Here is a 25780-nt window from a genome sequence, read left to right on the forward strand (position 1 = left end):
CATTTTGATCACAATGGATTCTTTTTATTTCGAACATTGCCGAAGGGTCTTTATTCCCTGTCGAATCGCCGATATATTAGAAAAACCGCCGATAAATACATCATTTGCACCGATATATCGTGAAAATCGCCGATAAACTTAATTCCGAGTATAGGCAGTAGTTGGAAGCAAGGAGTAAACGTTCGTATCATATGCAACATTATTTTGATATATATAATTTCTAAGAACGCCTTCTTTTTGAAAGCCTAATTTTGTTAGTAGTACATTAGATGCTTTATTTTCTGTAAAAACAACTGCTCCAATCCGAGTTAAATGTAGCTCATGAAATCCGTATGATATAACTTTTAAAACTGCTTCAGCGGCATACCCTTTTCCCCAGTGTTCAGGTAAAAGGGCATAAGCGATTTCCGCTCTCTTATGTTCGAAAGACCAGTCATGAAATCCAATCGTTCCAATAATTCCTTCTGTTTCTTTTATTTGAATTCCCCATTTTATCCCACGTTTTTCTTTATAGTTATTTGAAAAATTCCTAATTATATTTTCAACCTGTTCTAGATCTGTTAATGGATTTTGTCCGTAGTAACGTAATACATCCTCATTTGAAAAGCAATTCAATATTCCTTGTGCATCATCTTCTATTAGTTCTCTCAAAATTAGTCTTTCTGTTTTTAAAATAGGAAACATTCTCCCACTTCCTTGTTCTATATATATTCACTTTGATTTTTTAACATACAAATCGCTACTATGTAGAATACAACATGCCCACTACTGGCCTGCTCCTTTTGTTTCAAACCTCGCATGTGGCAGAAAAAGGCCCTCCCCTAAAGAGGGGGTTTTATATCGGGTTTCAATTTACATTTATATATAACACTTTACCCATTAAATCTTCCCATCAAAATAGTATTATAGTAATTTCCATCCGATAAAATTTTATCATTTTTTAAAATCCCTTCTACTTCAAAACCGTATCTTTCATAAAGACTTTTCGCTTTATCGTTCGTTTCAAGAACATTCAAAGTGATTTTCTTAATTCCATGCGAGTCTGCCCAATTGATGGATTCTGTTAAGAAGTTCTTTCCAATACCGTATCCCCAATACTCTTGTAATACGCACACGCCAAATTCTACTTTATGAGATGTTCTTTTCAATTTGTTCCCTTCACACCTTGAAAAACCTGCAATTCTTCCATTCACTTCAGCTACTAAAAATAGATTACTCACACTGTCTGTATCCTCTTTAATGATTTTTTTAAAACCAGCTTCATCTATGTATGCTTCGCCTTTTTCTCTATCTAAATTCTCTGTTTCGCCATCTATTTGTAATCGTACTTCAGATAAATTTTTTGCATCTTCTTCCATTGCTGACCTAATCATATAACGTATATTACGACTATAAAATTCTTTTGGGCTAATTTTCATTATAATTATCTCCTATATAAATCTGTTTTAATGTTTCGACACATAATTCACCGCTATGCAGAATACAACACGCTCGCTACCGACCCGCTCTTTTGTTTCAAACCTTGCATGTGGCAGGAAAAGGCCCTGACCGCTCCATGCGCGGCCAGATGCTCTTGTCCTCCCCTAAAAGAAAGGGGTTTTATGTCGTTTTTTTAGCTTATATACATATCTTCTATCTTTCACACTTACTTTAATATAATAGAAAGGTTAATAAAACAAGTAGCCTTCTCATTATCCTATCTTCTCTACCTTCTCCCCTTGACGATGATACATATCAACTGCTTTCTTAAATAAGACAATACTACTAATTCCTATGAAGCAGTACAAGATACTCATTCCCCAAGATGCAATAACGGAACCAATCATAATGCCGAGCGTTCCAACCATCTTTGCGATTTGAAAGACCATGCCGTTTATGGCCATATAAGAACTTCTCGCATCGTCTCTTGCCATATCTGCCCGAATCGATTGGCTGACTGGCACATACATCATTTCTCCAATTGTTTGGAACAAACCTGCGAGTAATAAAACCCATAGACTGTTACTTGCTCCAAATATCGTAAATCCAATTGTATAGATAAATAAACCTGTATACAGTACTTTCCGGTCCTCAAAGTGATTCATGATTTTTACTATAAGCGCTGAAAAGAAAACGACTAGTACTGTATTTTCAGTGGAGATCCAGCTTAGCATCCGAATCCCTGTTAAGTCAAAACTATTTCCGTTCCAAAGTGAAAATGTTATCGTTTCAAATTCTTTTTGCAGACGGACACCGATATAGTTATTAATTTGAAACTCTAATGATAATGCGCATATACTTCCTAAACATAATACGATAAATGCCTTGTCTTTCACGACTACTCGGTAATTGCTCACCATATCTGTTAATACGTTTTTCTTTTCTACTTTCTTTTGAACGACATATACTTCTTCCATGTAAACTGTAATTAAATACAGTGTTAATAATGCAATACCTGTCAGCAGCATAAATAATTGAAAACGATAATGTTCAAAGAGAAGTCCGCCGAAAATCGCACCGATCGCAATCGATAAATTGATTGCCCAGTAATTAATGCTGTACATCATTTTTCGGTTTTCCGGTGTACTTACATCAATTAGCATTGCTTCTGTTGCTGGATTCATCACGCCAGAACCGATGCTATTGATCAGTAAAAATACAAATGTAAGCCAAGCTGAATCTATATAGTCTGAGTTCACAACTCCCATGCAAGCAATAGAAATGACTTGAATCACCTGTCCGATAATCATGACCTTTTTCCGTCCTAATGTATCGGCAATATAGCCGCCATATAAACCAACAATAAGCGACGCAATTACATTCAATAACAATAAGAATCCCGCTAATGCCGCTCCTAATTTTATGGAAAAGTAAATTGCCATAAATGGAAAAATCATCGTTCCTACTGTTCGAGTTAAAAAGGATGTAATAATTCTAATTTTAATGTTGCGATGCATTGACCAAAATCCCATTTGTTTCCTCCTCCTTCTGTTTCTTCATTTTACTTTGAAAAAGAGGAAGAAAAAGGTTAAAATATTCTGAAGAGTTTCCCCTTTTAGAAAAAGGAGCTGTATAACATGAAAATTATGGACCACTATATTCGGCTAAGACTTTCCTTTCCAAATGAACAGCATATTCAAAATAGTCTCCAAGAACTGGCCGCTATTTTATTTTGCAGTACAAAAAATGTGAAGATTTTACTGAAGAAAATGAGTGAAGAAAAACTGATTGACTGGATACCAGGAAGAGGCCGGGGAAATAAAACGGAAATTCACTTTCTTCATACATTTACAGAAGCGATTTTGCCGCATGTTGAAGAACTTTTAAAAAATGAGAAGTTAAAAGAAGTTTTCCTTCTATTGAAAGAACCGTTGCCTTTTTTACTGAAAGAACAAATAGAAGAACGATTAAATACTTATTTTGGATATACAACTTCAGATGATCTGTATGATGTGCTAAAAATTCCATATAATCGAAAATTACTCCCCATTGATCCAGCTTTTGCAGCTGTGACAACAGAAAGTCATCTTATTAGCCAACTCGTTGATACATTAGTGAAATATAACGAGAAAACGGACGAAATTGAGCCGCATTTGGCACATACGTGGGAAGTAAGCGATAATCAACTTACTTGGACATTCTACCTGCGTAAAGGTGTTCGTTTTCATCACGGGCAAACATTATCAGGAAAAGATGTAATCTTCTCCTTTGAAAGGTTACAGACCGTTCAATCTCCTTTTGACTGGTTAACAGAGGGAATTGCGAAAATAGACAATCCATCTCCTCTGCAAGTTATCTTTCATTTACGAAAACCAAATCGATTTTTTCTACATTACGTAAGCTCTGTGCAATTATCCATTTTACCGCATGATGTAATGATCCAAAATCACCAGTATATTGGCACAGGTCCCTTTAAAATAAAAAGTCTTACCGAAGATCATATTATTTTAGAAGCATTTCCAGATTATTTTAAAGAGCGGGCACTCCTTGATCAGATTGAATTTTGGTTTGTTCCAAAGCAGTCAAAAATACGAACAAATTACGAATTACCGAACATGGGGTGTAAAGAAGAAAAGGCGGTGGAAACAGAAGAAATTGGCTGTATATACGCAGCATTTAACTTTCAAAAAAACGGCCCGCAGCATGATATCTACTTCCGAAAAGCGTGGGCAGAAATCATGGATCCCTTATCGTTAATCCAAGATCTTGGTGATAATCGTACAATGCCAGCTTATAGCTTCTTTCCCGATAAAAGCCGTACAATGCATAAAGAAACATCTTTATCGAAAGCGAAAGAATACCTGCAACAAAGTACATATAACGGAGAGACGCTACACATCTATTTCTTTGCGGTTAAAGGTAGCGAGTACGATGCAATCTGGTTACAAAAACGATGTGAACCACTCGGCATATGTTTACAGCTTCATCCCTTTCCAGTCACTGATTACTTTAACAAAGAGATTGCCAAGCAAGCTGATATCATTTTAACAGGAGAAGTGCTCGACGCTAATCTTGAAATGGCTTTTCTACATATCTTTAAAAATAAAAGCTGCTTTGTTCATCGTTTTAGACATCCGCATTATCATAAGCAAATTGAAAGCATGCTTGACCGCTTTATAGCAGAGCCAAGTAAAGAAAAACGATATGACTTCATATCTACAATCGAAAAACTTCTTAGTGACCAGTATCTTCTTATCTTTTACTACCATGTCTTAAAAAGAAGAAGTTTCCCATCCGCCTTGCAAAATGTCACCATCGATTCGTTCGGGTGGACGGACTTTGCGAAACTGTGGATTCGTCCTCATGCATAAGAGGCGGAGCTAAACAGCTCCGCCTTCTTTTTCACTTTACAAAGGTAACACAGTAGAATACTTAATCTCTCTTAGCGCTAAACTCGTTTGAATTCTCGTAATGCCGAGCATATTTAATTTACGAATAAAACGTTCCAGTTCATTTCGATCGCGATGCACCACTTTTAAAATATAATCATACTCCCCCGTTAAACAATGACATTCTAATACTTCTGGCATTTCGCGCATCGCTTTCTCTAACACTTCAAGCTTCTCTGCTTGATGAATATTTGTACTAACAAAAATAAAGCATAATAAGTCAAATCCAAGTTTCTCTTGATTTAAAATAGCTACTTGCCGATTAATAAATCCTTCGTTTTCTAATCGTTTCACCCGTGCGTGCGTAGCTGGCGGTGAAAGATTAACGCGTCTTGCAACCTCCGCATTGCTCAGCTGCCCTTCTTGTTGCAGCACATTTAAAATTTGAACATCTAAATCATCTAACCGTTCCATTTCCAATCTCCCTTTTCAAAGCAAACGATTATTCGCGAAAACACATAACAACCGCACTTAAAATGAACAACATTTCGTAAAATAGCATAATCGCTTTATATTATTTCGAATTTTATTAATTATACAAAATAACATATATGACAAACAAGAAAAATGCTACAATTTACATAGTTTAAAGTATATATATTACACCACCGTGCACAGTGGCTTTCTTTCATCAAACGGGCAATGCGCAAGCCCTACTTTCTTGTAAAAGGAGCTAACTCGTATTATGCCTTATGTTATTTTATTACTCATCACAAGCCTATTGTGGGGCGGAAATTTCGTTGTGGGAAAATCTCTTGTCGGGCATGCTTCGCCGATGACACTTACGACTCTTCGCTGGGGCATTGCAGTCATTTGCCTTTTCCCCATTGTTTGGCTGAAAGAAAAGAAACTATTCCCGCCGAAAGAGGCAATTCTTCCTTTATTTCTAATGGGAGTTACTGGTGTTGTTTTCTTTAACATATTTCAATTTTGGGCGTTAGAGCATACATCAGCAACAAATGTTGGACTTATTTCTACGTTAAATACGATTTCTATCGCTGTTTGTTCGGCGCTATTTTTAAAAGAAAAAATAAATATATGGCAAATCACATCAATGATTATTTCCTTTTTTGGCGTTACGCTTGTTCTTTCAAAAGGAAAAATAGATGCACTGTTTTCCTTACATTTTAATATCGGTGATTGGTGGATGATGGCCGCGGTATGCGTATGGGGCATTTATTCTGTTTGCAGTAGATGGGCAACGAAAAAGACAACGCCAATGATGTCTACTTTATATTCTGGTATCTTTGGTATTATCATATTGATTCCCTTTAATATCTCTGATTTCACCATTTCAAATGTAAACGCTTCGTTCTTAGGATCTATCCTGTACACAGGTGTAATTTCAACTGTGTTATGTATGGTTTTCTGGAATATCGGCGTCCAAAAATTAGGGGCGACTACAGCTGGTATTTTCTTGAATTTCAACCCGATTTTCACTGCTATTTTAGCGTTTCTCTTATTAGGAGAACAGATGACGTGGATTCAAATCGTCGGAAGTATGATTGTGATTGGTGGCTGTTACTTATTTTCACACTTTAAATCTAGTACCACTTCATATACATCGACCCGCTTGGCAAAGACTCATTAAGAAGTATGCCAAACATTGTCGAAGAGTCTTTTTATCGTGTCGAATCGCCGATAATCGATACAAAACTTGAGCTGGCAAAGGCACATAGATGCCTTTGCCAGCTCTCACACAAAATACTTCTTCAACAATGGCGGCGTAATAATTGTCGTCAAAATAACAACGATAACAATGGATGTAAAACTCTCTTTCGCCAATAAATTGGCAGTCAATCCGTTTGAAGCAATAATGAGTGCTACTTCTCCTCTTGATACCATTCCTGCTCCAATACTAATGGATGAACGTAAATCAAATCCTGTTAACCGAGCTCCAAGTCCTGAGCCGATTAATTTTGTTAATATAGCAATAACAGTCATAATGATAATAAACCATATTTGATTCCCTAATCCTTGAAACGTAATTTCCATCCCAATACTCACGAAAAAGATAGGAACAAAAATTGCATAGGCAATTGGTTCAATTTTATGTTCTACTTCATGCTTATATGTAGTTTGGGAAATGGCAATTCCTGCTGCAAACGCTCCGATAATCCCGGCAATCCCCATCATTTCACTGTAATAGGCAAAGGAAAAACAAATAATGAGCGCCGCGCTAATTAATGATTCTGAAACACGAAGCGGCGACAAAATTTTCATAATGAAAGGAACAGCCTTCCAGCTAATGAGAAAAATAGTAATAAAAAAGATAATTTTCTTAGCAATTACGATCGTTATATTCACATATTGCGCACCGAGAAAACTCATCACAAATGCTAGTAATATAACAACGATCACGTCATCGAATACAGCTGCTCCTAAGATCGTTATGCTTTCCCTCGTATTCATTTTTCCTAAATCTCGTAATGTTTGCACGGAAATACTAACAGAAGTAGCACAAAGAAGTAGCCCTAAAAAAATCGCATGCGCCTGCACCATCCCAAACAAAAGACCACCAACATATCCGCCGACAAACGGAAAGATAATTCCCCCTATCGCCACAGCAAAGGATGATGTAAGATTACGGCTTAATTCCTCTAAATCTGTTTCAAGCCCAGCCATAAACATAAGAAGCAATACACCAATTTCACTCAATTCATCAATCAGCTCAGAACTATTGATAATACCAAGCATTGCCGGACCAATTACAATCCCGATTATTAACTTTCCTAATACAGATGGTTGTCCAAGCCGTACGCTAATATCACCGGCCAGTTTTGTACAAAGTAAAATGACGACAAGTTCAAAATAAAATAACATGATATCTTCTCCTACGTAAAAATGCATTCGTTTCTTACTGTAGTGTTCGCTTAATTGTGTCGTTTTATTTGTTACAGTTTTTATTGACAAAATATTCTGAAATATGATAAATTCACAAGTAAAATTACATATTTATTCCAAAAAGTACAACTGCACCATTCTCCATTGTATTTATATGTCATACAATCTTGACTCTCTACTTCGTTCTTTCAGGTGCTACGAAACCTCGCAGTTGTGTCTATCCCGTTTTCTAGCGGAAGTAAGAAAGACCACCATTTTACGGAGAGGAGATTTGAATTTGAAAACACTTTTACGAAAGAAACCCCTTACGACCGAAGCACCACGTCAGCTGAGTCGAACATTAAGTGCCCTTGATTTAACCTTTTTAGGCATTGGAGCTGTGATTGGAACAGGCATTTTTGTTTTAACCGGCATTGTTGCGGCAAAGCACGCTGGTCCTGCTATTATGCTATCTTTTCTCATCGCTGCCTTTACTTGTGCATGTGTTGCTTTTTGCTATGCTGAGTTTTCATCCTCTATCCCTATTTCAGGAAGCGTGTATACATATGCTTATATGACAGTTGGAGAAATTGTCGCTTTTATCGTCGGCTGGTGTTTAATGCTTGAATATTTACTCGCAGTTGCTGCAGTTGCCGTTGGTTGGTCTGGTTATTTACAATCACTACTGCTTGGATTTGGAATCAAACTCCCGGCCACGATCGCTTCGGCCCCTGGTATAGGAAAAGGAGGCCTCATTGATTTACCAGCTGTCCTCATTATCCTTTTTATTACATTACTTTTAGGTAGAGGCATTCGTGAAAGCGCACGTATCAATAATATTATGGTATTAATTAAATTAGCCGTCATTATTGCTTTTATCGTTGCCGGTGCAAAATATGTAAAACCAGAAAACTGGACACCGTTTCTACCGTTTGGCTACGACGGAATTATCGCCGGGGCTGCAACTGTATTCTTTGCTTTTTTAGGCTTTGATGCGATTGCAACTGCTGCCGAAGAAACAAAGAAACCGCAGCGCGACCTGCCAATTGGAATTATCGGCTCTCTTCTTATTTGTACCGTACTATATATCATCGTTTCTTTTGTATTAACAGGGATGGTTCCTTACACACAACTAGACGTATCAGATCCAGTTGCTTATGCATTAAGGTTTGTTGGTGAAGATACAGTTGCTAGTTTACTAGCTGTAGGGGCAATGACGGGGATGACAACCGTTATTCTTGTCGTTATGTATGGACAAGTCCGCGTCTCCTATGCGATGAGCCGTGATGGACTACTGCCAAAAGCATTATCTCGCGTAAATGAAAAATTTAAAATTCCTTTAGTAAACACATGGATTATGGGGATTGGCGCTGCGGCACTTGCTGGCTTATTAGATTTACACATGCTTGCAAACCTTGTAAGTATCGGTACATTAACAGCATTCACGTTCGTTTGCTTTGCAGTATTGATTCTACGAAAAACACACCCAGACTTACCACGAGCATTTCGAGTCCCATTTGTCCCTATTTTACCGATCATTGCAATTTGCTGTTGTCTATACTTGATGTTCAACCTGTCAAAAGAAACGTGGATTAGCTTTGGAATATGGCTAACAATTGGTTTATGTGTATACTTTTTCTACTCAAAACGAAACAGTCATTTAATTCTTTCTAAGTCAAACGATGAGAAAAAAGAAGCGTAAAAAAGCAAGCTCGCTATCCTTAGTGAGCTTGCTTACGTCTTCACTTCTGTTCTTTCTTCTTTTTCCAAGATTCCATACTATCAAAGAAAAAGTTAATAAACAATGCTCCTAGTCCTCCTAATACAAAGGTTATTAAAAAAAGCATCCACAGGCTTTTATCTCCCAAAAATTTATATCCGACTAGGAGCACGATACCAACCCATATATACTCAAGAATTTGTTTTATCTTTCGATTCGACACATCATCCGCTCCTTATACACAATCTCTATTCTATTTTAACATATATAAATCCAACTTGACTTTCCAACATACAAGTCGCCGCCATGCTGAACAAAAATAACCTGCTACTTTCGTTCTCTCTTTGTTTGAACTTCGCACGTGGAAGAAAAAGGCCCTGACCGCTTCTACGCACGGACAGACGCTCTCGACCATCTAAAAAGAAAAGGTGTCTATGTCAGGTTTTTAATTTGGATTTATATATATTCTACTTCCTCAAGTCCCGAATGATCCTCACACAAAAGAGACTTGTCCATGACAAGCCTCTTCCCCGCCCTATTTGTTTATACTTTTCTCAGCAAGCCCTATGGCATCCTCTAATGCACGTTGCATACTATCTGCACGTTGATCCGTCATTTTTTGATCACGTACAACCGCTTCGGCTACTTGTATTTTTTGCTCTAATGCTTTCACTGGTTCATGCTTGTATTGCCCTACCTCTGTTCCTACTTGTATCTTTGTTAAGAAATCTTTTGCTCCATTAATCTTTACTTGAAGCTTTTCTTTCGCCATTTGTGGCTTTTCTTCTGCCACTTTAGAATGTAAAAAGGTTTGATGTGCCGTTTGTAATGATTGATACATTGTAACGATTTCTTCTTTTGTTACCGTCATTCTTTCAAATGTTTCTTTTGCACCATTATATGCTTGTTGTAATTCAACAAACGCTTGTTGTGAATATTGACCAGGTTTCTCTCCAAATTCGTAAGTACCTGCCAATGTTTCTTTTACCTTATTCATTTCTTCATATAAGTTTTGGATCTCTTCTATTTTTATCCGATTATGAAACTCATTATAAGCTGCTTTCACTTCAGAAGGCGTTAACGCCTTACTATATAGTCTTGCAAGTGCAACTTTTCCATTTAACGGAACATTACCATTACCAGCGCTTGTTGGATCTGCTCCAATCGCAAATGGTACGTTTGGATGATACACTTTCCCTGTTACTCGCTGACTATTTACTTTTTTCCCATCTACATATACTGCAAGTTCACTTCCATTATATGTTCCTGTTAGATGGTATGTTTTATTAGCTTCTAGCTGTACACCAATATGTTTATAACTGCCACCAATATGTGCCCATAATTCTACATAACCAGAACCTGTTGACTCAAATCCAATTCCACCGCTTTCGGTATTTTCCATAATTGCTTGATTACGAATTTGATTCATAGAAAACGCTGCTTCAAGTGTAAAGGAATCCTTTACCTTTTCTTTTTGCTCATTTGAAAATGGAATATATCCATATGTATTATCCTGCCCACTTAATTTTATTACGTGTTTCTTTAAAGGTTTCTCATACTCAATTGCTACATTTCCTTTTACACTTCCATTTGCACCAAACAATGAATAGTCTTTAAAAGTACCATCTAAAAAGTTCACATCGAATACATCTGCTTTCGGTACTTTCGCATTCGGATCGATTACTTCTGTATTCGTTTCAAATTCTTCGCGCAAAGGAGCACTACTTTCATTTCCAAATGAATCTAATGGTGTTACTTCTATGTTATATTCCGTATTAATATCTAGTCCACCTAATGTAAATGTCAACTCTTTAGGCACCGGATCCCGGTAAAATTCGGAAAAGACTAAAAGCTGGTTTTTCACCTTTCCTGTTGCTTTCTCTTTTGCTTGCAAACGGTATGAGTGAACGAGTAAATTATCTACAGCTTGTGGAAATGTCGCTGTCACAGATGTCTCTGTTATATTCGAAAGTTTCAGCTTTACATCCTGTAAAAATGCCGGCTTTTCCTTATCGCGATCTTCTGTATACTTGAAAGATTCTTTCTTTGCTGGAAGTTCAACTACCCACGGCTCACCTGTCCAAGAGTTATTATGAAAATCACGGCGATGAATCGTCACTTTTTGATCGTCAACTTCTACCAATAAGCCTTGGCTTAATGTTTCAGCTCCCGGCGGAATATTTCCTTGTACTTTTCCCTTTTCTATTTCCATATAACTAACTGATGATGTCCCAACAGACGTAAAATCTTTTTGATGAATTGACCTTGGATCATCAAGTGGATAATGAGAATGACCAGAAAACGTTACAGCTTGTGGATATTCTTTTAAGACTTCATTAATTTTGGCACTATCATTTGTCCCCCATTCATGACTCCCGTACACTGTTCCTTTAATATGCTGATGTAAAAAGACAAAGATTGGTTTACTTGGATCAGCTTGCTTCGCTTTTACTAATTCCTGTTTTAACCAATTAATTTGTGTATCTGAATAATATCCATGTGTCACTCCATTTTCCGGACTCATCACAAGAAAATGATAGCCTTTTACAACTTTGTGATAATAGATAGATTCCATTCCTGTTTTTTTAAGAAAACGTTTCTGTGCATCATGCGCAATTAATCCATTCCAATAATCATGATTACCTAAAGCATACATAGCAGTTGCATTTTGATTTCCATATTGCTTATAAGTTTGGAAGAAACGATCATACTGTTGCGTCGAACCGCTGTCTGTAAAATCACCAACAACTACAAAGGCATCTTGGTTTGGAGCTACTGCGTTTAATTGCTGCAGCGCTCTTTGAAAACGAAACGTATCATCCGTCCCACTATTTTTAATATGTACATCACTTAACACCGGAAAAACAAGCTTCTTCTCAGACGATCCTTTCTCTGTTTTTTCTTCTTTTGTTTCCGCAAAACTAGTCCAAGAAAAAGATGTAAATACTAAAAAGAAAACTGTTAAAAAACCAATAAGACCTTTCACTTTACACAACGTCCTTTTAATCACAAAAATCCTCCTCGCGTATATTGTAAAATACAAGAATATTTTAGCGAAACGTTATTAAACTAGTATAAAATGAAGGTAAAAATTGTTAAAAATTTGTAAAACAAAGTAAAAACCGCCAAAATACGGCGGTTTTCTTATCGATATTCTCTTCTATTTTTTTTCTTAATAAGCTTGTACATAACGACCCCAATTAAGAAAACAGCTATCATTCCTAACACCGGCAGCATATACTGCTCCACCATAGCACCAGCCTTGTGCCAATGCGGACCTAGTTTCATTCCGACATAAATATAAAGTGCCGTTAATGGGAACATCGCAACAAATGTGTAGATGATAAACTGCCAAATATTCATTTTCGCCATACCGCACGGAATCGAAATAAGCGTACGTACACCTGGAACAAATCGCCCTGTAAATGCCACCACTGGACCATATTTCGCAAAGAAATGATCTGCTTTTTGAATTTGTTCTTCTTTAATAAAGAAATACTTTCCATATTTTATTAATAGAGGACGGCCCCCGTAATATCCTAAAGCATACAATGTTAACGGTCCTGTCGTTCCTCCAATTGTACCCGCTAAAACGGCAATCCAAAAATTCATATCACCTTCATATACCCAATAGCCCACGAGCGGCAATACAACTTCAGCTGGGACAAACTCAAACGTTAAAGCTAACACAACACCAAAATAGGAAAATTGTTTTAAGTAATTAATAAAATCTAAAATCAGTTGTTCCATCTATCTTTCTCCTACTCTATTAGTCCATACTTATCCTGTAAATGAACAGGAGCCATCTTCACAATGCGCTGCAAAATAAACAAAATTACCGCTACATCATCTAGCACACCAAAAAACAATAAAAAATCTGGAATGATGTCAAATGGAAACATGACATATCCACATAAGAATAAGATAGAAAGCATTTTCTTCTTCAATTCAACATCCTTCGATATAAAGAATTCACCTAAAAACGGAATGAATTTACGTACTTGAAAGATTAGACGTACTCTTTTCCACAATTTTCTCATATTCCTTCTCCTCTCTCGTTCTCCTATTCCTGCATACAAAAAGGACCTTTACCGAAATGGTAAAGGTCCTAAAAAGACAATAAGGGGCCCTTACCATGATTGGTAAAGGTCTCACTAACAACACGATTGTTGCCAACAAAGCCGAGGGTTTCTCCCTGTAATGACGACTTTGCTGCAAGAGCTACTCCCCTTTATATACATGTTTTATACCGCTATGTTAAAAGATTTCATATAAAAAGTCAACGTTTCATGCATTAGCTAATAGCCCTAACAGCTCATAACAAGAAGTCTCTGTATAGGAATCCCTCATTACTAACATACTAAGCATATTCATTTTCTTTATAAATGATTTTGTGTAAAGGAGGATATTCTTTTGTATACAATTTGGAAAGGCTCTCTCTCATTTGGATTACTCAAAATTGGGATTAAATTGTATAGTGCAGTAGAAGAAAAAGATATTAAGTTATTACATCTTCATAAAGATTGTCTTACTCCTATTAAATATAAAAAAATTGCTCCCAATTGTTTAGATGAAGAAGTAGAGGAAACGGATATTGTGAAAGCTTACGAATACGAACCTCATAAATACATTATTTTAGATGAGAAAGAATTAGAGAATTTAAAACGAACCCACGAATTACGAGCAATACACTTTCTTTCCTTTATTCAAAGTGACGAAATAGATCCTATTTTTTTCGATCGTTCCTACTTTGTTGGTCCTACTACTGGGTCAGAAAAAGCATATTTATTATTAAAAGAGGCTCTTGATCGAACGAATAAGTTAGGTCTTGTACATATATCTCTTCGTAAAAAGCAGCATTTAGCAATTGTCCGCAATTTTGGTCAAGGTCTACTGCTACAAACCATTCACTATTCCGATGAAATCCGAGAAGTTGAAAACATTCCAAATCTACCAAAACACGAAGAAATCCCCATCCAAAAACAAGAACTTGTTGCAGCAATGAACCTGATTCATCATCTTACCACTCCGTTTACACCAGAAGAATATACAGACGAATATCGAGAAGCTCTCCTTAATCTCATTGAAGAAAAAATAGAACATGATGAAAAAACAGAAACAATTTTCCCTTCCAAAAACATTGTAGACATTATGGAAACATTAAACGCCAGTATTGAACAAACCAAACAAAAAACGAAACTACAAAAACGAAAGGCCAAATAAAGTGAAACTTCCATCAGTGGGGAGCTTCATCCCCCACTGATGGAAAGCCTGCCCAATCGGGCTTTTACGGACAGTTGTCCCCCACCTATCTTCTTTAGAAAAGCGGAAGCGGCTCGCTCAGAAGCGCAGGACGCCCACGTCCCTGACAAAGAGGCGCTTTTTGCCTCGTCGAAGGGGCGAAACGACCGGAGATTCTAGCCGCTAGAGCTGGACAACGCTTCTCTCTAAATTTTGAGGTAGGGGTCTTACTGCCTACGAATAGCGGGATAAATTGGCCTTTCATTTCCCTAAAAGGGTTTGCAATTTGGAATCTCAATTCCTGAAGACTGCGCCAGTTTTAATAAATAATAGCACTCTTCCCTTGCCATATGATCTGGCATTCTCCCCGAAAGCGAGCTTAGCATTTGTCCCGATAACTCTAACTCTTCTAGTTCCTGAAGAAAACGCGAAAATAAAGTAATTTCCAGCGAAACATCTTTTGTGAACTTCTTTAAAGCAGGGAAAGATACTAATTCTGTCCGTAAATAACCAGCCATTTCAACAGCTTTTAAATATAATTGTTCAAAATGCTTTTCATATTCTTCACTTTTTTCTTTTAAACGTTTTTCAACAGAATCTAATCCGGTAGACATGGCTTCTGCATGACCGGCTGCATCTATTAACCAAAGAAGATGATGGTGTAATTCGTGAAAAAGAGGAGGCACTTTTCCTTCCATTAAATATTTCAGTATCGTTATGTATTCTTCGACTTCATTAACCATGTGATTAAGAAATGTCGGTGTTAAATGAATAGAAATTTTCCCTTCTAATTGTTTATGTAAAATATGCAATTTAAACTTTCTTATTTCATTTGCCGCTTCATTTGCCTCTTTTGCAAGTGCAATTAAGTTAGTAGTTCCAATTTTCTTTTTCAATTCATCAAACTTTTGTATAAAATACATTGCTCGCTCGATTTCCTCTTTTTCTTTAGGAGCTAAAGCATCCGTTATAAAATGAGCATGATCTTCCAAAATCCTTAACCAAAACCGATGCTCGAATAATGCATTTTCTTCATAAGCTCGATCCATCATATTTCCCCCTCACAATGGACGTTTCTTATTATATATATTCATGCACCTTTTGCCTATGATAAGGAATCCCCACTCTCATATTGTGATTGCAACTGAATCATATGCTGATCGGGATCATAAACAGATAATACTCTTTTCTTCTCTATATAATCTTCCAGTTCTGTGTACATAACTTGGTAGTAATCTAACTTTTTCAATAAATTTTCCACTTCATGCAGCTGTATATTCACTTCGATTTCCGGAAGAAATTGTTCACACTGAGCAGCTTCTTTGTCCCTATTTAGAACACAGCAAATCCGCATTTCCCCTGCATCATACCACACCCCAGGTACATCTAATTGCGGCCTTTCTATACTTGGCCGAAAACCTAATATACCTTCATAAAAATATAATGTTTTCTTTAAATCACTGACCTCTAACACAACAGAATGTATCATCTTATCCTCCTTCCCCTTTCCCATCTATTAGTTTTTGTATATGAGTCATAAACGATAATTATGTTTGAATACAATACATAATAGCGATGTTTTCCAAAGGAGGTGTATAAGTTGGATAAATCTGTGAAGTCATACACACCGTATCACAGTCCGCAAGACCCCTGTCCACCCATCGGGAAAAAATACTACTTTACCCCGCCGCATTTATATATGGGATTTCAGCCGCCAAACTTACCGCAATTCTCTCCAAGTGAAGCACTAAAGAAAGGGACACTGTGGCCTGCTTTATATGACTATTATGAAAATCCTTACAAAAAAGGACGGTGAGGCTATTATGACGCAACCACTTCCTAATGAATTTTATAAATGGATGGAAGAAATGCAGGAACTTGATTTTGTACTCGTAGAACTCACCCTCTATTTAGATACCCATCCCGATGACGTTGCATCCATTAAACAATTTAATGATTTTTCCTATAAACGCAGACTATTAAAACAGCAAATTGAAGAAAAATACGGACCGCTTCAACAGTTTGGAAATAGTTATTCAAAAGCTCCTTGGGAATGGAATAAAGGACCTTGGCCATGGCAAATGTAAAGGTGGGGAAAATATGTGGATATATGAAAAAAAATTACAATATCCTGTAAAGGTAAGTACTTGCAACCCAAAACTCGCAAAATTTTTAATTGAACAATACGGTGGTGCCGACGGCGAATTAGCCGCTGCACTGCGCTACTTAAATCAGCGCTACACCATTCCCGACACAGTTATTGGTTTATTAACAGACATCGGAACGGAAGAGTTTGCACATCTTGAGATGATTGCAACAATGGTATATAAATTAACAAAAGATGCCACGCCTGACCAAATGGTAGCGGCTGGTCTTGATGCTCACTACGCTGATCATGATAGTGCTATTTTCTATCACAATGCTGCAGGTGTCCCTTTTACAGCAACCTACATACAAGCAAAAGGAGACCCAATTGCAGATTTATATGAAGACATCGCCGCAGAAGAAAAAGCAAGAGCCACATACCAATGGCTCATTAATATGTCCGACGATCCCGATTTAAACGATGGATTGCGTTTTCTACGAGAACGCGAAATTGTTCACTCCCAGCGCTTTCGAGAAGCGGTCGAAATATTAAAAGAAGAACGAGATCGACAAATTTATTTTTAAAATATATGAGAAATCAACATAAAAACCACTTTTTTTAGCTGGGTGAGAGCATCTAGCCATGCATAGAAGCGGTCAGAGCCCTTTTCTGCCACAGGCGATGTTCAAACAAAGTGAGCAAATGATTCCATTCCTCGTATATATTCGAGTCGTTCTATTACTTTTAGAAATTCTTCCCTCCTTCGCTTACTTATAATTTCTAAATCTCGTTTTGAAAAAGTGTAGTAGGTTCCTAGCACCTACTCATCTTCAGAAATTTGTATAAGAGCCTGTCGCTGTTACGGTATAAGCAATTCTCTACCTCTCGCAATTTTCATACAGTATCATTTCATTTCTGTAATTTGTTATTTTCGGAAACAAATTGGATAATTTTAAAAGTTTCTTTGCACTAAAAAAAAGCTGCTAAATATAAGCAGCTTTTTTATCTATTTGTTCCTATCGTTTTTACTTTTGACGAATATCAATCCACCAACGATCTTTCGCATTCATATTTTCAGTGCCACTAAACCCACTGTAATGGAAAGCATCAAGGAAGAGTGAATCCAGTTTATCCTCATCTACAAAATAACCTAAGTTAACCTTCATCGTTTGTCCTGGTGGGATACTGCCAATATTGTAAAAGCTTTTTCCGTTTCCGTGAGGTTCTAAATAATCAACTTCGCTCGTCATAGTACTTTTTTCGTCAATTCCATCTTCTTTAGCATAGTTCCATGCATTATTTTCAGGTTTAAGCACTTGTATGGATGGATGCATGTAGATTTCTTGTGTCGCCTGTTTACCAATATTTTTCACTGTTGTTGTCAGGTAGACAAATTTAGGAGTAACTAATTTCGACTCTACTAATTTGTCAATTGAATCTTTACCATCTCCAACTTTATATACATCCCGTTTGTACGGTATCAATTTATTCGTCTGATCTAAAGCCTTATTCTTGCTTAGAACTTCTAGTCCCAAATTATTAAAGTTCTCTTGTTTAAAATCTTTAATTGAATCAAAGACTTCAACTTTTTCTACAACATATTCAAGTTTGCTGTTACTTTTGATGTTATCTAGGGTTACTGGAACCATTTGACCTACGCTAAATAGTTGTTTGCTGTCTTTTTCCAAAGGAATAACGCTAGGTTTTGTTGGTTCACTTGCTTTGCTAAAATGATCTTTATCATAATCTGCTATATCTGATGCCTTTTCTTTTAATGTGGGCTCAAGTGAAATGTTCCCTAAGACCTTCATCATTTGTTCTTCATTTACATCGGCTCCAATAAAACTTTCTAACATAATCCCCTCTTCCTCAAAAAAGAGAAAGACCTCTCTGTCAAACGGTAAATTGTTGTTTCCGGTGTCTCTATGGACAATCACTGCTTTCCTGCCATTTATCTCTTTTTCTTCGTAGCTTTTTGAGTACAGAGTTTGAAAATTCGAATTTTTCCCCACTCTCCAAAGAATGAATGAAAATCCACCCTTTGCGTAGTTATCTTTAAATGAATATTTCATAGCATTGTGATCGTCTACTGCCATATTTTCTGGTAAATAGCCGACTTTCAACTTATACCAATTATCAATCTTTTTCGGGTCCTTATTTGTCACTGAAACATTTACTTCATAATTATGTTTTTGGACAATCATATCATAGACTTTTACTGCGCCAAAAGCGGTTGTTGGTATGCCGATTAATAAGCAGGCAGCAGCGATTAAAATACGATTCTTTTTACGCTTGGCCTGTGATTGCCCACCTTTCATCTTAATTTCCTCCATAAACAATTTCTTTTTGTGCGTGTATGTATCTGAAAATTTATGTTGTTCATCCAGCCTATCAAAATCATCTAAAGCGATTTTTTCAGCAAGGTCATACATTTCTTTGGAGTTCTTGGAATTCGTCATTTTGCATACCTCCTATCATATTTTGTACTCGTTTTCGAGCGCGTTCAAATTGCTTGCGGACATTGACCTCAGTTATCCCCATTAGATTTGAAATTTCCTGATAAGTTAAGTTATAGAAGACTTTGTACTTAAAAACCTGTCTGTTAGACTCATTTAACGCTTCTAGCAATGTATCAATTTGAACTTCAGACATGAAACGCTGTTCCCACTTTTCAATATTTTCATCTGCTACTTCCGGTAATTCTCTTTGATATTCTTCCAAGAACATTTCCTGTCGTTTATTTTTCCGGTAGTTATCAATCGCTTTGTTTTTCGCAATTCTCAAAATGTAGCGTTTAAGCTCTTGAGTGTTCAAGCCCCGTAGCTTTTCCAAATTCTGATAAAGAGTCATAAACGTCTCTTGAACTGCATCTTCAGCCTGCTGAACATTATTTAAAATAGAATAGGCCACATGATAAATTTTTTGTTCATACAGCTCGTATAGCTCTTCCATCTTTTCATAATCCTTATTTGTAACTTTCATGTAATCCCTCCTCTCACACTATATAACGAATGAGCGCTATACTTTGTGACACTTCCTCCAGTTATTAGAAATCTAGTTGTATCCTACATAAAATAATAAAAATCTCATTATCACAAATTTCTATTTATTACTTATAAATTCGTTTTTTGGCATATAGAATGCTGTCATACAAACAGGGCAGGGGCCTGCACTTATTTGTCTATTTTTGTTTTCAAACCTTGCATGTGGCAGGAAAAGGCCCTGACCGCTCCTATGCATCGCCAGTCCCTCTCGCCCATTTTAAAAAATGCTTTTCTGCCTTTTTTTCATAAAGTAACTAAGTAGTTACATCTCTTAAAAATTACCTGTTGCTTTCTAATCATCAGACCATTAAAATAAAAACATCAATTCGACAAATTATTTGAATTTTCGACAAAAATATCTAGGAGGACTTCTATAGAATGCGTACAACTTTAAAACCATCCCAAATTCTCTCGATTAGCTTATTGCTATTTGCGATTTTCTTTGGTGCTGGTAATATGATTTTTCCGCCCCTGCTTGGCCTTTCATCTGGAGAGAATATGTGGGTGTCTATCGCAGGATTTGTAATTACCGATGTCGGTTTATCACTATTAGCAATTGTTGCAGTTGCATTAGCAGGAGGTAGCTTCAAAACCCTTGCAAGCCGTGTTCATCCAAAATTCGCAACGATTTTTGCCATCATTATTTACCTTTCGATTGGACCGCTTTTCGTTATCCCGCGTACAGGATCTGTTTCATACGAAATCGGAATTGCACCGCTTTTTCAAGATCACTGGTATTCTATGTTGCTCTTTACAGGAATTTTCTTTACGATTACCTACTTCCTATCGTTAAATCCTTCCAAACTAGTGGATCACATCGGAAAAATTTTAACACCTATTTTACTCATTATTATTGTGGTTATGGCAACAAAAGCAATTCTTTCACCAACAAGCTCGTTCGCTACTCCTGTTGGTGACTACAAAGAAATTCCATTTTTCAAAGGTTTCTTAGAAGGCTTTTTAACATTAGATGCGATTGGAGCACTTGTATTATCTAACATTGTTGTAAATGCGATTCGTCAAAATGGAGTAAATGATAAAAAGGCAATTACAAAATATACGATTATATGCGGAAGTATTGCAGCTTTATTTTTAACAGTCATTTATTTTGCATTAGGTTATATTGGCGCATCAAACGGGCACCTTGGACAATTCGAAAACGGTGGCCAACTATTAGCGACAATTATGTACCAATTATTTGGGACAAGCGGCAACATACTATTAAGCCTAGCCATTATTTTCGCTTGTTTAACGACAGCAATTGGTGTTGTTAGTGCATTTGCAAACTACTTTTCAAACGTATTAACAAATGTCTCATATAAAAAACTTGTATTGTGGGTTTGTATTTTTAGCTTTATCATTTCTAACTTAGGATTAAGCATATTAATTAAACTGACACTACCGGTATTAATCATCCTTTATCCGATTACAATTATCTTAATTTTCGTATCGTTTATTGATAAATATACGAAAAGAAAACCTAGTGTGTATATCGGCGCAATGATTGCGGCCTTTATTATAAGCTGCATTCATGCACTTGATAACATCGGCATGATGCCATCTGCCATTACATCCCTTGCAAGTGCAATTCCATTTTACAAACTAGGAATTGGCTGGATCGTTCCAGCAATTATCGGCGGTATTGTCGGTTACTTTATTCCGCAATCACAAGCTGAAGGTGAAGTTTCTGCAAAATAAAAAGACTAGGGAGCCCTAGTCTTTTTATTTTACCTTTAACATATAAGTCACTGCTGCGCAGAACAAAACATGCCCCGCACTCGCTTTCTATTTTTGTTTTGGAACCATCGCACGTGGCAGAAATAGGCCCTAACCGCTTCTATGCATCGCCAGTTCCTCTCGCCCACCTAAAAAAAGAGGCTTTTGAACTTACATTTATATAAAAAACCTCTACGTTCTTCACATCGTATGCTTAAATACAAACAATTCTTCCTTCGTTTGTGTTATAGATTGCGTCGTTTCTCCTTCTTCCTGCTCTGTTCTCTCTCCTAGCTTTGCTTTCGCCACCGCATCCTGGATACATTTCACAATCATATTCCCTGAAAAAATGGTGAATCCAAAACAGGTAATAGGTACAAGAGGAATCCATGGGTGCACTGATAAAGAACGAAAGTATACCCCAATTAGACCTGACCATTCATGAGTAAAAGAATTGATCTCTCCCTCAAAAAACACTACCGTTCCCCCAAAGAATAAACCTAATAAACCGAGATGCAAGAAAATAATAAGAGTCTGTACAAACTGCTGCATAAATACAATGACAAAGGTTGGGTACAAATGTGGAAACACGTGTTTTATAAGAAGATGCCGTTTACTTCCTCCTAAAATTTTAGCAGCATCAATAAATTCTTCTGTTAATACCTTACGAATTTCATTTGCAATGTATAAAGAAAGGGTAGGAACTGCGAGCGCCGTTAATAAAATAATTTCAAATGAAGCTCGTTCAAAAAAGGTTGACATTTCTTCACCGCTATCAAACTGAATCGCATGTCGGAATAAAAAAGCTGCAATCATAATCATCGGAATAATTGTAAAACTATCAAAAAAAGCTTCTAATTTTGTAAACCCTCTCTTGACGTACATACCGAGAAAAGCACCGAAACAAATACCAAATACAATACGTAACAATGAAATGAGTATGGAGATTCCAATTGTCCATTTTGCTCCTTCAATTACTAAATTTAATAAATCAAATCCCTTTTGATCTGTTCCAAGCAAAAATTGAAACGAAGGTGGAAAGGGAGGTACTTCTGGTGTTCCATCTTCATTATACTGAATGGACACCCTTCGAATATGTCCATCGTTAAAAATTGAATTTCCAATACTTAACAAAAGGAATATGATAATAAATGAACAACTAACCCAAAAGCGCCTATCACGTTTCAAATGTTGCCACATCTTATAACCTCTCTTTCATTGCATTTGGTACAAGATAATGAAACAGCTTAAAAATAATAAAAATAGGTATATAAAGTAGCAGCAAACTAACTGTAAAAAGAGGAATACCTGTTGCAAAATGCTCCTCGGCAGCTACTCTTACAAATACAAACATACCGTATGTATTAAACATCCATTCAATAATGTACAAATTAGATAACATAAACCAAATGTTCGTTTTTGTAAAAAAAAGCGTACTTAATAACACATTACGTAAAACATGATGATTTAAAATATAAAGCTTATCCAGCCCTTTTGCCTTTGCAAATAGAACATAATCTTTTTCAAGTTCTGTTTCAAAACGCAATAATACTAGTTTCACAAACATAATCGTTGTCGGTACACTTAAACAAATAATTGGTAATCCTCGAACGGATTGCTCTCCTACCCCTGAAATACTTACAGCTAAAATACCTGTTTGTTTAAAAATCCAAATGACGAAAAGCTGTGAGCCGATAATAAGAAGAATATCTGGAATAGATTCAAGAAAGAGTAAAAATGATTTAATTTTCTTCTGAACTCTAGCATTACTTCGTACAACGATATAGACAATTAAAAAGGCAATCAAAAGTGAAATAAAAAAAGCTACTAAAAAAATAATCATCGTTTCTTTATAGTGGATAAATAGTTGTGGAAATAGTGGTTTTGGTGTTGGTCTTGCACTATTACTAACTGGCATATACGTCATCGATGATAAATGTAGTAGACTATTGCATACCATCTTAATCGTTTCTATATATTTATGAAAATCTACTTTTAGGCCTTGAAACAAACCAGGTAATGCTCCTACACAAATAATTCCGATCACCGATAAGAAAAATTGCACAATGACTTCCGAACTATGTATAAACACCCTCTTTGCCATATTTTTTCCGACCCCAATCCTTTTCCTCCCATTTTATAAAATGTTTTCTAAATTGTAAATATTTTCTGTTAATTATTAATTTATTTTGTTTTTCTATGAAGAACCCTCGCTATAAGTCGCTGCTATGCAGAACGAAACATGCCCCGCTCTTGTTATCTCTCTTTGTTTTAAATCTTGCACGTGGCAGAAGAAGGCTCTGACCGCTTCTATGCATGGCCGGTTTCTCTCGCCCACCTAAAAAAAGAGGCCTTGGCTTTTTTTATTTCACGCTTAATCCTACATCTCCTAATTTAAACCTTACAAAAATGTAATACTATTGTAAGATAAAACACTTTGTCAGATTTAGTCTCCCCCTTATACTAAGAGTTACAGAGACAAAAACGACACGAAAAGGTGAAAATACAATGAAAAAGAAAACAAAATTATTAATTGTCGGTTTAGCAACAATCGGAATTGGTGCTGGTTCTTACTTTGCGTTAGCTGGCGGATCTGACACGGCTATGGCGTATAGCGGTTATAAGGTAACAGAAAAGAAAATTGAAAATGCGCAAAAATTTGGCGGTGAAGTCATCCCGAACGGTATCGAAACAATTGCATTTGATCCAACGAAAGGTAACTATGAGATTGCCGTTAAAAAAGGGGATCAAGTAAAAAAAGGGCAGTTATTATTTAAATATAACAATTCATCTATTAAACTAGAAAAAAACGAAGCGGAAATGCAAAAGAAACTAGCCGAGAAAGAAGTTGCACTCCTGCAAAAACAACTGGATGCAGCAAAACAAAAGCTACAAACAGCAAAACAATCTGGTGCTACGAGTGAAATGTTAAAAGCTGCTGAGCAAGAAGTTCAAGGACAAGAAGCGCAGCTTGAAACAAAAAAGTTTGAAGTCGAAAAAGCAAATCAAATGATTGAAAATAATAAAGAAAAAGAAAATGCACTATCAGTAACAAGTCCTGTAGATGGCACAATCGAAGATATTAACAAAGGTACAGACGAAAAAGCTGCTATGAGCGGTATTACGATTCGCACTGCTGGCCCATTAAAAGTAAAAGGACAATTATCTGAATATGAACTCTCTCAAATGAAAGTTGGCCAAGAGGTTTCTGTTACATCTAAAACAGTGCCAGGAAAAACATGGACAGGAAAAGTAACAGAAATTGGAACAACACCATTGAAAAATCTGGATGAAAACAAAACAGTTTCTAATTACCCTTTCATTATTACATTGGATAATAATGATGACTTGCAACCTGGCTTCCATGTTTATGTAACAGCAAAATCAGGTGAAGCAAACGGTATGGTTGTTCCAAAAAGCAGTATCGTGAAAAAAGGTGATAAAAATGTCGTATTCGTTGTAAAAGATGGAAAAGCAAAAGAACAAGCCATTACCATTGAGTTTGAAACAGACAGCGAAGCAAAAATTTCTGGTTTAAAAACAGGTGAGCAAGTAATCTCAAAACCAGAAAAAGATTTAAAAGATGGTATGGAGGTTGTCATTAAATGATTGAACTAAAAGGCATCACGAAGTCTTTTCAAAACGGAGAAGAAGTTGTTCAAGTTCTACATGGAATTGATGTGAAACTAAATCAAGGTGAATTTACTTCCATTATGGGACCATCTGGTTCCGGGAAATCAACATTAATGAATATCATTGGTTGCTTAGATCGACCTACACTAGGCACATACACGTTAGCTGGGCAAAATATTTCAAACATGTCCGAAACAGAACTGGCGCACATTCGTAATAAAGAAATTGGATTTATATTCCAAAACTTTATGCTGCTCCCTCGCCTAAATGCGATGCAAAATGTCGAACTACCACTTATCTATGCTGGCGTAGATAAAAAAGAGCGACGTGAACGTGCGTTAGCTGCATTAACAAAAGTAGGGCTAGCTGACCGAGCAACTCACTTACCAAATGAATTATCAGGCGGACAAAAACAACGTGTCGCTGTCGCCCGTGCAATTGTGAATAACCCGAAATTCATTTTAGCTGATGAGCCGACTGGTGCACTTGATACAAAAACAAGTACACAAATTATGAATCTCTTTTACGAATTAAATAAACAAGGCTCTACCATTATTATGATCACCCATGACCGGGAAATTGGGGAAGCGGCATCACGCCAAATTGTAATTCGTGACGGAAAGATCGTCCAAGATTGGAGAGGTTAAAC

Annotated in this window: 25 protein-coding genes; 10 read left to right on the forward strand and 15 right to left on the reverse strand. The window is 36.5% G+C overall.

Going from position 1 to position 25780, the window contains the following annotated elements; translation table 11 throughout:
* Positions 1–138 precede the first annotated feature (138 nt).
* The 3 genes from WAZ07_RS19855 to WAZ07_RS19865 all read right to left on the reverse strand — a co-directional run bounded on the left by WAZ07_RS19855 (position 139) and on the right by WAZ07_RS19865 (position 2951).
* Entirely contained in the window at positions 139–684 is a 546-nt protein-coding gene (locus WAZ07_RS19855) for a GNAT family N-acetyltransferase (protein WP_336473816.1), read from the reverse strand.
* A gap of 188 nt (positions 685–872) precedes the next feature.
* Positions 873–1418, reverse strand: a complete 546-nt coding sequence (locus tag WAZ07_RS19860; RefSeq protein WP_336473817.1) for a GNAT family N-acetyltransferase — start codon at positions 1416–1418, stop codon at positions 873–875.
* Positions 1419–1691: 273 nt separating this feature from the next.
* Positions 1692–2951, reverse strand: a complete 1260-nt coding sequence (locus WAZ07_RS19865; protein WP_336473818.1) for an MDR family MFS transporter — start codon at positions 2949–2951, stop codon at positions 1692–1694.
* A gap of 105 nt (positions 2952–3056) precedes the next feature.
* On the opposite strand from WAZ07_RS19865, the gene WAZ07_RS19870 reads away from it, so the two are divergent.
* The gene (locus tag WAZ07_RS19870) at positions 3057–4790 is read left to right on the forward strand and encodes an SgrR family transcriptional regulator (protein ID WP_336473819.1); all 1734 of its coding nucleotides are present in this window, start codon (positions 3057–3059) and stop codon (positions 4788–4790) included.
* Positions 4791–4826: 36 nt separating this feature from the next.
* Here WAZ07_RS19870 and WAZ07_RS19875 read toward each other — a convergent pair whose 3' ends face one another.
* On the reverse strand, positions 4827–5282 hold the full coding sequence (locus WAZ07_RS19875) for an Lrp/AsnC family transcriptional regulator (protein WP_090918506.1): 456 nt from the start codon (positions 5280–5282) through the stop codon (positions 4827–4829).
* Positions 5283–5553: 271 nt separating this feature from the next.
* Between WAZ07_RS19875 and WAZ07_RS19880 the strand changes: the two genes are divergently transcribed.
* The gene (locus WAZ07_RS19880; RefSeq protein WP_336473820.1) at positions 5554–6459 is read left to right on the forward strand and encodes a DMT family transporter; all 906 of its coding nucleotides are present in this window, start codon (positions 5554–5556) and stop codon (positions 6457–6459) included.
* Positions 6460–6563: 104 nt separating this feature from the next.
* On the opposite strand, the gene WAZ07_RS19885 is transcribed toward WAZ07_RS19880, so the two are convergent.
* Positions 6564–7718 carry a cation:proton antiporter gene (locus WAZ07_RS19885; protein ID WP_336473821.1) on the reverse strand — a complete coding sequence of 385 codons (1155 nt, stop codon included), beginning with the start codon at positions 7716–7718 and terminating at the stop codon, positions 6564–6566.
* 271 nt (positions 7719–7989) lie between these two features.
* Between WAZ07_RS19885 and WAZ07_RS19890 the strand changes: the two genes are divergently transcribed.
* Positions 7990–9393, forward strand: coding sequence for an amino acid permease (locus WAZ07_RS19890; RefSeq protein WP_336473822.1), 1404 nt, complete (start codon positions 7990–7992; stop codon positions 9391–9393).
* Between the two features lie 40 nt (positions 9394–9433).
* Here the strand turns inward: WAZ07_RS19890 and WAZ07_RS19895 are convergent, their stop codons facing one another.
* From WAZ07_RS19895 to WAZ07_RS19910, 4 genes are all read right to left on the reverse strand, one after another.
* Complete coding sequence (locus tag WAZ07_RS19895) at positions 9434–9634, reverse strand: hypothetical protein (RefSeq protein ID WP_090918513.1); 201 nt, start codon at positions 9632–9634, stop codon at positions 9434–9436.
* 312 nt (positions 9635–9946) lie between these two features.
* Positions 9947–12418 (reverse strand): LamG-like jellyroll fold domain-containing protein, encoded by a 2472-nt coding sequence (locus WAZ07_RS19900; RefSeq protein WP_336473858.1) that lies wholly within the window; start codon positions 12416–12418, stop codon positions 9947–9949.
* A gap of 137 nt (positions 12419–12555) precedes the next feature.
* Positions 12556–13161, reverse strand: coding sequence for a DedA family protein (locus WAZ07_RS19905; protein ID WP_336473823.1), 606 nt, complete (start codon positions 13159–13161; stop codon positions 12556–12558).
* Between the two features lie 11 nt (positions 13162–13172).
* Positions 13173–13451: a YkvA family protein gene (locus tag WAZ07_RS19910; protein WP_090918519.1), complete on the reverse strand. Its 279-nt coding sequence runs from the start codon at positions 13449–13451 to the stop codon at positions 13173–13175.
* A 373-nt stretch (positions 13452–13824) separates the two neighbouring features.
* On the opposite strand from WAZ07_RS19910, the gene ku reads away from it, so the two are divergent.
* Positions 13825–14634, forward strand: coding sequence for a non-homologous end joining protein Ku (ku, locus tag WAZ07_RS19915; protein ID WP_336473824.1), 810 nt, complete (start codon positions 13825–13827; stop codon positions 14632–14634).
* Positions 14635–14921: 287 nt separating this feature from the next.
* On the opposite strand, the gene WAZ07_RS19920 is transcribed toward ku, so the two are convergent.
* Together WAZ07_RS19920 and WAZ07_RS19925 are read right to left on the reverse strand one after the other, a co-directional pair.
* Positions 14922–15701: a DUF2935 domain-containing protein gene (locus WAZ07_RS19920; RefSeq protein ID WP_336473859.1), complete on the reverse strand. Its 780-nt coding sequence runs from the start codon at positions 15699–15701 to the stop codon at positions 14922–14924.
* A 56-nt stretch (positions 15702–15757) separates the two neighbouring features.
* Positions 15758–16141, reverse strand: a complete 384-nt coding sequence (locus tag WAZ07_RS19925; RefSeq protein ID WP_336473825.1) for a VOC family protein — start codon at positions 16139–16141, stop codon at positions 15758–15760.
* Positions 16142–16252: 111 nt separating this feature from the next.
* On the opposite strand from WAZ07_RS19925, the gene WAZ07_RS19930 reads away from it, so the two are divergent.
* From WAZ07_RS19930 to cotJC, 3 genes are read left to right on the forward strand one after another with little or no spacing between them, the layout of a single operon-like run.
* Positions 16253–16468 (forward strand): spore coat associated protein CotJA, encoded by a 216-nt coding sequence (locus WAZ07_RS19930; protein ID WP_090918526.1) that lies wholly within the window; start codon positions 16253–16255, stop codon positions 16466–16468.
* A gap of 7 nt (positions 16469–16475) precedes the next feature.
* A complete protein-coding gene (locus WAZ07_RS19935) occupies positions 16476–16739 on the forward strand; it encodes a spore coat protein CotJB (RefSeq protein ID WP_090918545.1) in 264 nt (87 codons plus the stop codon).
* A gap of 13 nt (positions 16740–16752) precedes the next feature.
* Entirely contained in the window at positions 16753–17322 is a 570-nt protein-coding gene (cotJC, locus tag WAZ07_RS19940; RefSeq protein WP_090918527.1) for a spore coat protein CotJC, read from the forward strand.
* 441 nt (positions 17323–17763) lie between these two features.
* Here the strand turns inward: cotJC and WAZ07_RS19945 are convergent, their stop codons facing one another.
* Both WAZ07_RS19945 and WAZ07_RS19950 read right to left on the reverse strand, forming a co-directional pair.
* The gene (locus WAZ07_RS19945) at positions 17764–19197 is read right to left on the reverse strand and encodes an anti-sigma factor (protein WP_336473826.1); all 1434 of its coding nucleotides are present in this window, start codon (positions 19195–19197) and stop codon (positions 17764–17766) included.
* Positions 19163–19720, reverse strand: coding sequence for an RNA polymerase sigma factor (locus tag WAZ07_RS19950; protein WP_336473827.1), 558 nt, complete (start codon positions 19718–19720; stop codon positions 19163–19165). Before WAZ07_RS19950 ends, WAZ07_RS19945 begins: the two co-directional genes overlap by 35 nt.
* Positions 19721–20160: 440 nt before the next feature.
* On the opposite strand from WAZ07_RS19950, the gene brnQ2 reads away from it, so the two are divergent.
* Positions 20161–21480 carry a branched-chain amino acid transport system II carrier protein BrnQ2 gene (gene brnQ2 / locus WAZ07_RS19955; RefSeq protein ID WP_336473828.1) on the forward strand — a complete coding sequence of 440 codons (1320 nt, stop codon included), beginning with the start codon at positions 20161–20163 and terminating at the stop codon, positions 21478–21480.
* 219 nt (positions 21481–21699) lie between these two features.
* Here brnQ2 and WAZ07_RS19960 read toward each other — a convergent pair whose 3' ends face one another.
* A complete protein-coding gene (locus WAZ07_RS19960; protein WP_336473829.1) occupies positions 21700–22698 on the reverse strand; it encodes an ABC transporter permease in 999 nt (332 codons plus the stop codon).
* Between the two features lies 1 nt (position 22699).
* Positions 22700–23602 carry an ABC transporter permease subunit gene (locus tag WAZ07_RS19965; protein ID WP_336473830.1) on the reverse strand — a complete coding sequence of 301 codons (903 nt, stop codon included), beginning with the start codon at positions 23600–23602 and terminating at the stop codon, positions 22700–22702.
* 404 nt (positions 23603–24006) lie between these two features.
* Between WAZ07_RS19965 and WAZ07_RS19970 the strand changes: the two genes are divergently transcribed.
* Both WAZ07_RS19970 and WAZ07_RS19975 read left to right on the forward strand, forming a co-directional pair.
* Entirely contained in the window at positions 24007–25107 is a 1101-nt protein-coding gene (locus WAZ07_RS19970) for an efflux RND transporter periplasmic adaptor subunit (protein ID WP_336473831.1), read from the forward strand.
* Positions 25104–25778, forward strand: coding sequence for an ABC transporter ATP-binding protein (locus tag WAZ07_RS19975; protein ID WP_336473832.1), 675 nt, complete (start codon positions 25104–25106; stop codon positions 25776–25778). Before WAZ07_RS19970 ends, WAZ07_RS19975 begins: the two co-directional genes overlap by 4 nt.
* The last annotated feature ends 2 nt before the right edge of the window (positions 25779–25780 follow it).

Origin of the sequence: Bacillus bruguierae, assembly GCF_037104725.1 — a bacterium.
GTDB lineage: Bacteria > Bacillota > Bacilli > Bacillales > Bacillaceae_G > Bacillus_A > Bacillus_A bruguierae.

What these genes read in the sequence shown, in the direction of transcription:
- WAZ07_RS19905 (WP_336473823.1), bottom strand. Translation starts at nt 13,161, where the DNA reads ATGGAACAACTGATTTTAGATTTTATTAATTACTTAAAACAATTTTCC.
- cotJC (WP_090918527.1), top strand. Translation starts at nt 16,753, where the DNA reads ATGTGGATATATGAAAAAAAATTACAATATCCTGTAAAGGTAAGTACT.
- WAZ07_RS19860 (WP_336473817.1), bottom strand. Translation starts at nt 1,418, where the DNA reads ATGAAAATTAGCCCAAAAGAATTTTATAGTCGTAATATACGTTATATG.
- WAZ07_RS19970 (WP_336473831.1), top strand. Translation starts at nt 24,007, where the DNA reads ATGAAAAAGAAAACAAAATTATTAATTGTCGGTTTAGCAACAATCGGA.
- WAZ07_RS19935 (WP_090918545.1), top strand. Translation starts at nt 16,476, where the DNA reads ATGACGCAACCACTTCCTAATGAATTTTATAAATGGATGGAAGAAATG.
- WAZ07_RS19910 (WP_090918519.1), bottom strand. Translation starts at nt 13,451, where the DNA reads ATGAGAAAATTGTGGAAAAGAGTACGTCTAATCTTTCAAGTACGTAAA.
- WAZ07_RS19880 (WP_336473820.1), top strand. Translation starts at nt 5,554, where the DNA reads ATGCCTTATGTTATTTTATTACTCATCACAAGCCTATTGTGGGGCGGA.
- WAZ07_RS19965 (WP_336473830.1), bottom strand. Translation starts at nt 23,602, where the DNA reads ATGGCAAAGAGGGTGTTTATACATAGTTCGGAAGTCATTGTGCAATTT.
- WAZ07_RS19975 (WP_336473832.1), top strand. Translation starts at nt 25,104, where the DNA reads ATGATTGAACTAAAAGGCATCACGAAGTCTTTTCAAAACGGAGAAGAA.
- brnQ2 (WP_336473828.1), top strand. Translation starts at nt 20,161, where the DNA reads ATGCGTACAACTTTAAAACCATCCCAAATTCTCTCGATTAGCTTATTG.
- WAZ07_RS19885 (WP_336473821.1), bottom strand. Translation starts at nt 7,718, where the DNA reads ATGCATTTTTACGTAGGAGAAGATATCATGTTATTTTATTTTGAACTT.
- WAZ07_RS19960 (WP_336473829.1), bottom strand. Translation starts at nt 22,698, where the DNA reads ATGTGGCAACATTTGAAACGTGATAGGCGCTTTTGGGTTAGTTGTTCA.
- WAZ07_RS19945 (WP_336473826.1), bottom strand. Translation starts at nt 19,197, where the DNA reads ATGACGAATTCCAAGAACTCCAAAGAAATGTATGACCTTGCTGAAAAA.
- WAZ07_RS19875 (WP_090918506.1), bottom strand. Translation starts at nt 5,282, where the DNA reads ATGGAACGGTTAGATGATTTAGATGTTCAAATTTTAAATGTGCTGCAA.
- WAZ07_RS19925 (WP_336473825.1), bottom strand. Translation starts at nt 16,141, where the DNA reads ATGATACATTCTGTTGTGTTAGAGGTCAGTGATTTAAAGAAAACATTA.
- WAZ07_RS19870 (WP_336473819.1), top strand. Translation starts at nt 3,057, where the DNA reads ATGAAAATTATGGACCACTATATTCGGCTAAGACTTTCCTTTCCAAAT.
- WAZ07_RS19855 (WP_336473816.1), bottom strand. Translation starts at nt 684, where the DNA reads ATGTTTCCTATTTTAAAAACAGAAAGACTAATTTTGAGAGAACTAATA.
- WAZ07_RS19950 (WP_336473827.1), bottom strand. Translation starts at nt 19,720, where the DNA reads ATGAAAGTTACAAATAAGGATTATGAAAAGATGGAAGAGCTATACGAG.
- WAZ07_RS19865 (WP_336473818.1), bottom strand. Translation starts at nt 2,951, where the DNA reads ATGGGATTTTGGTCAATGCATCGCAACATTAAAATTAGAATTATTACA.
- WAZ07_RS19920 (WP_336473859.1), bottom strand. Translation starts at nt 15,701, where the DNA reads ATGGATCGAGCTTATGAAGAAAATGCATTATTCGAGCATCGGTTTTGG.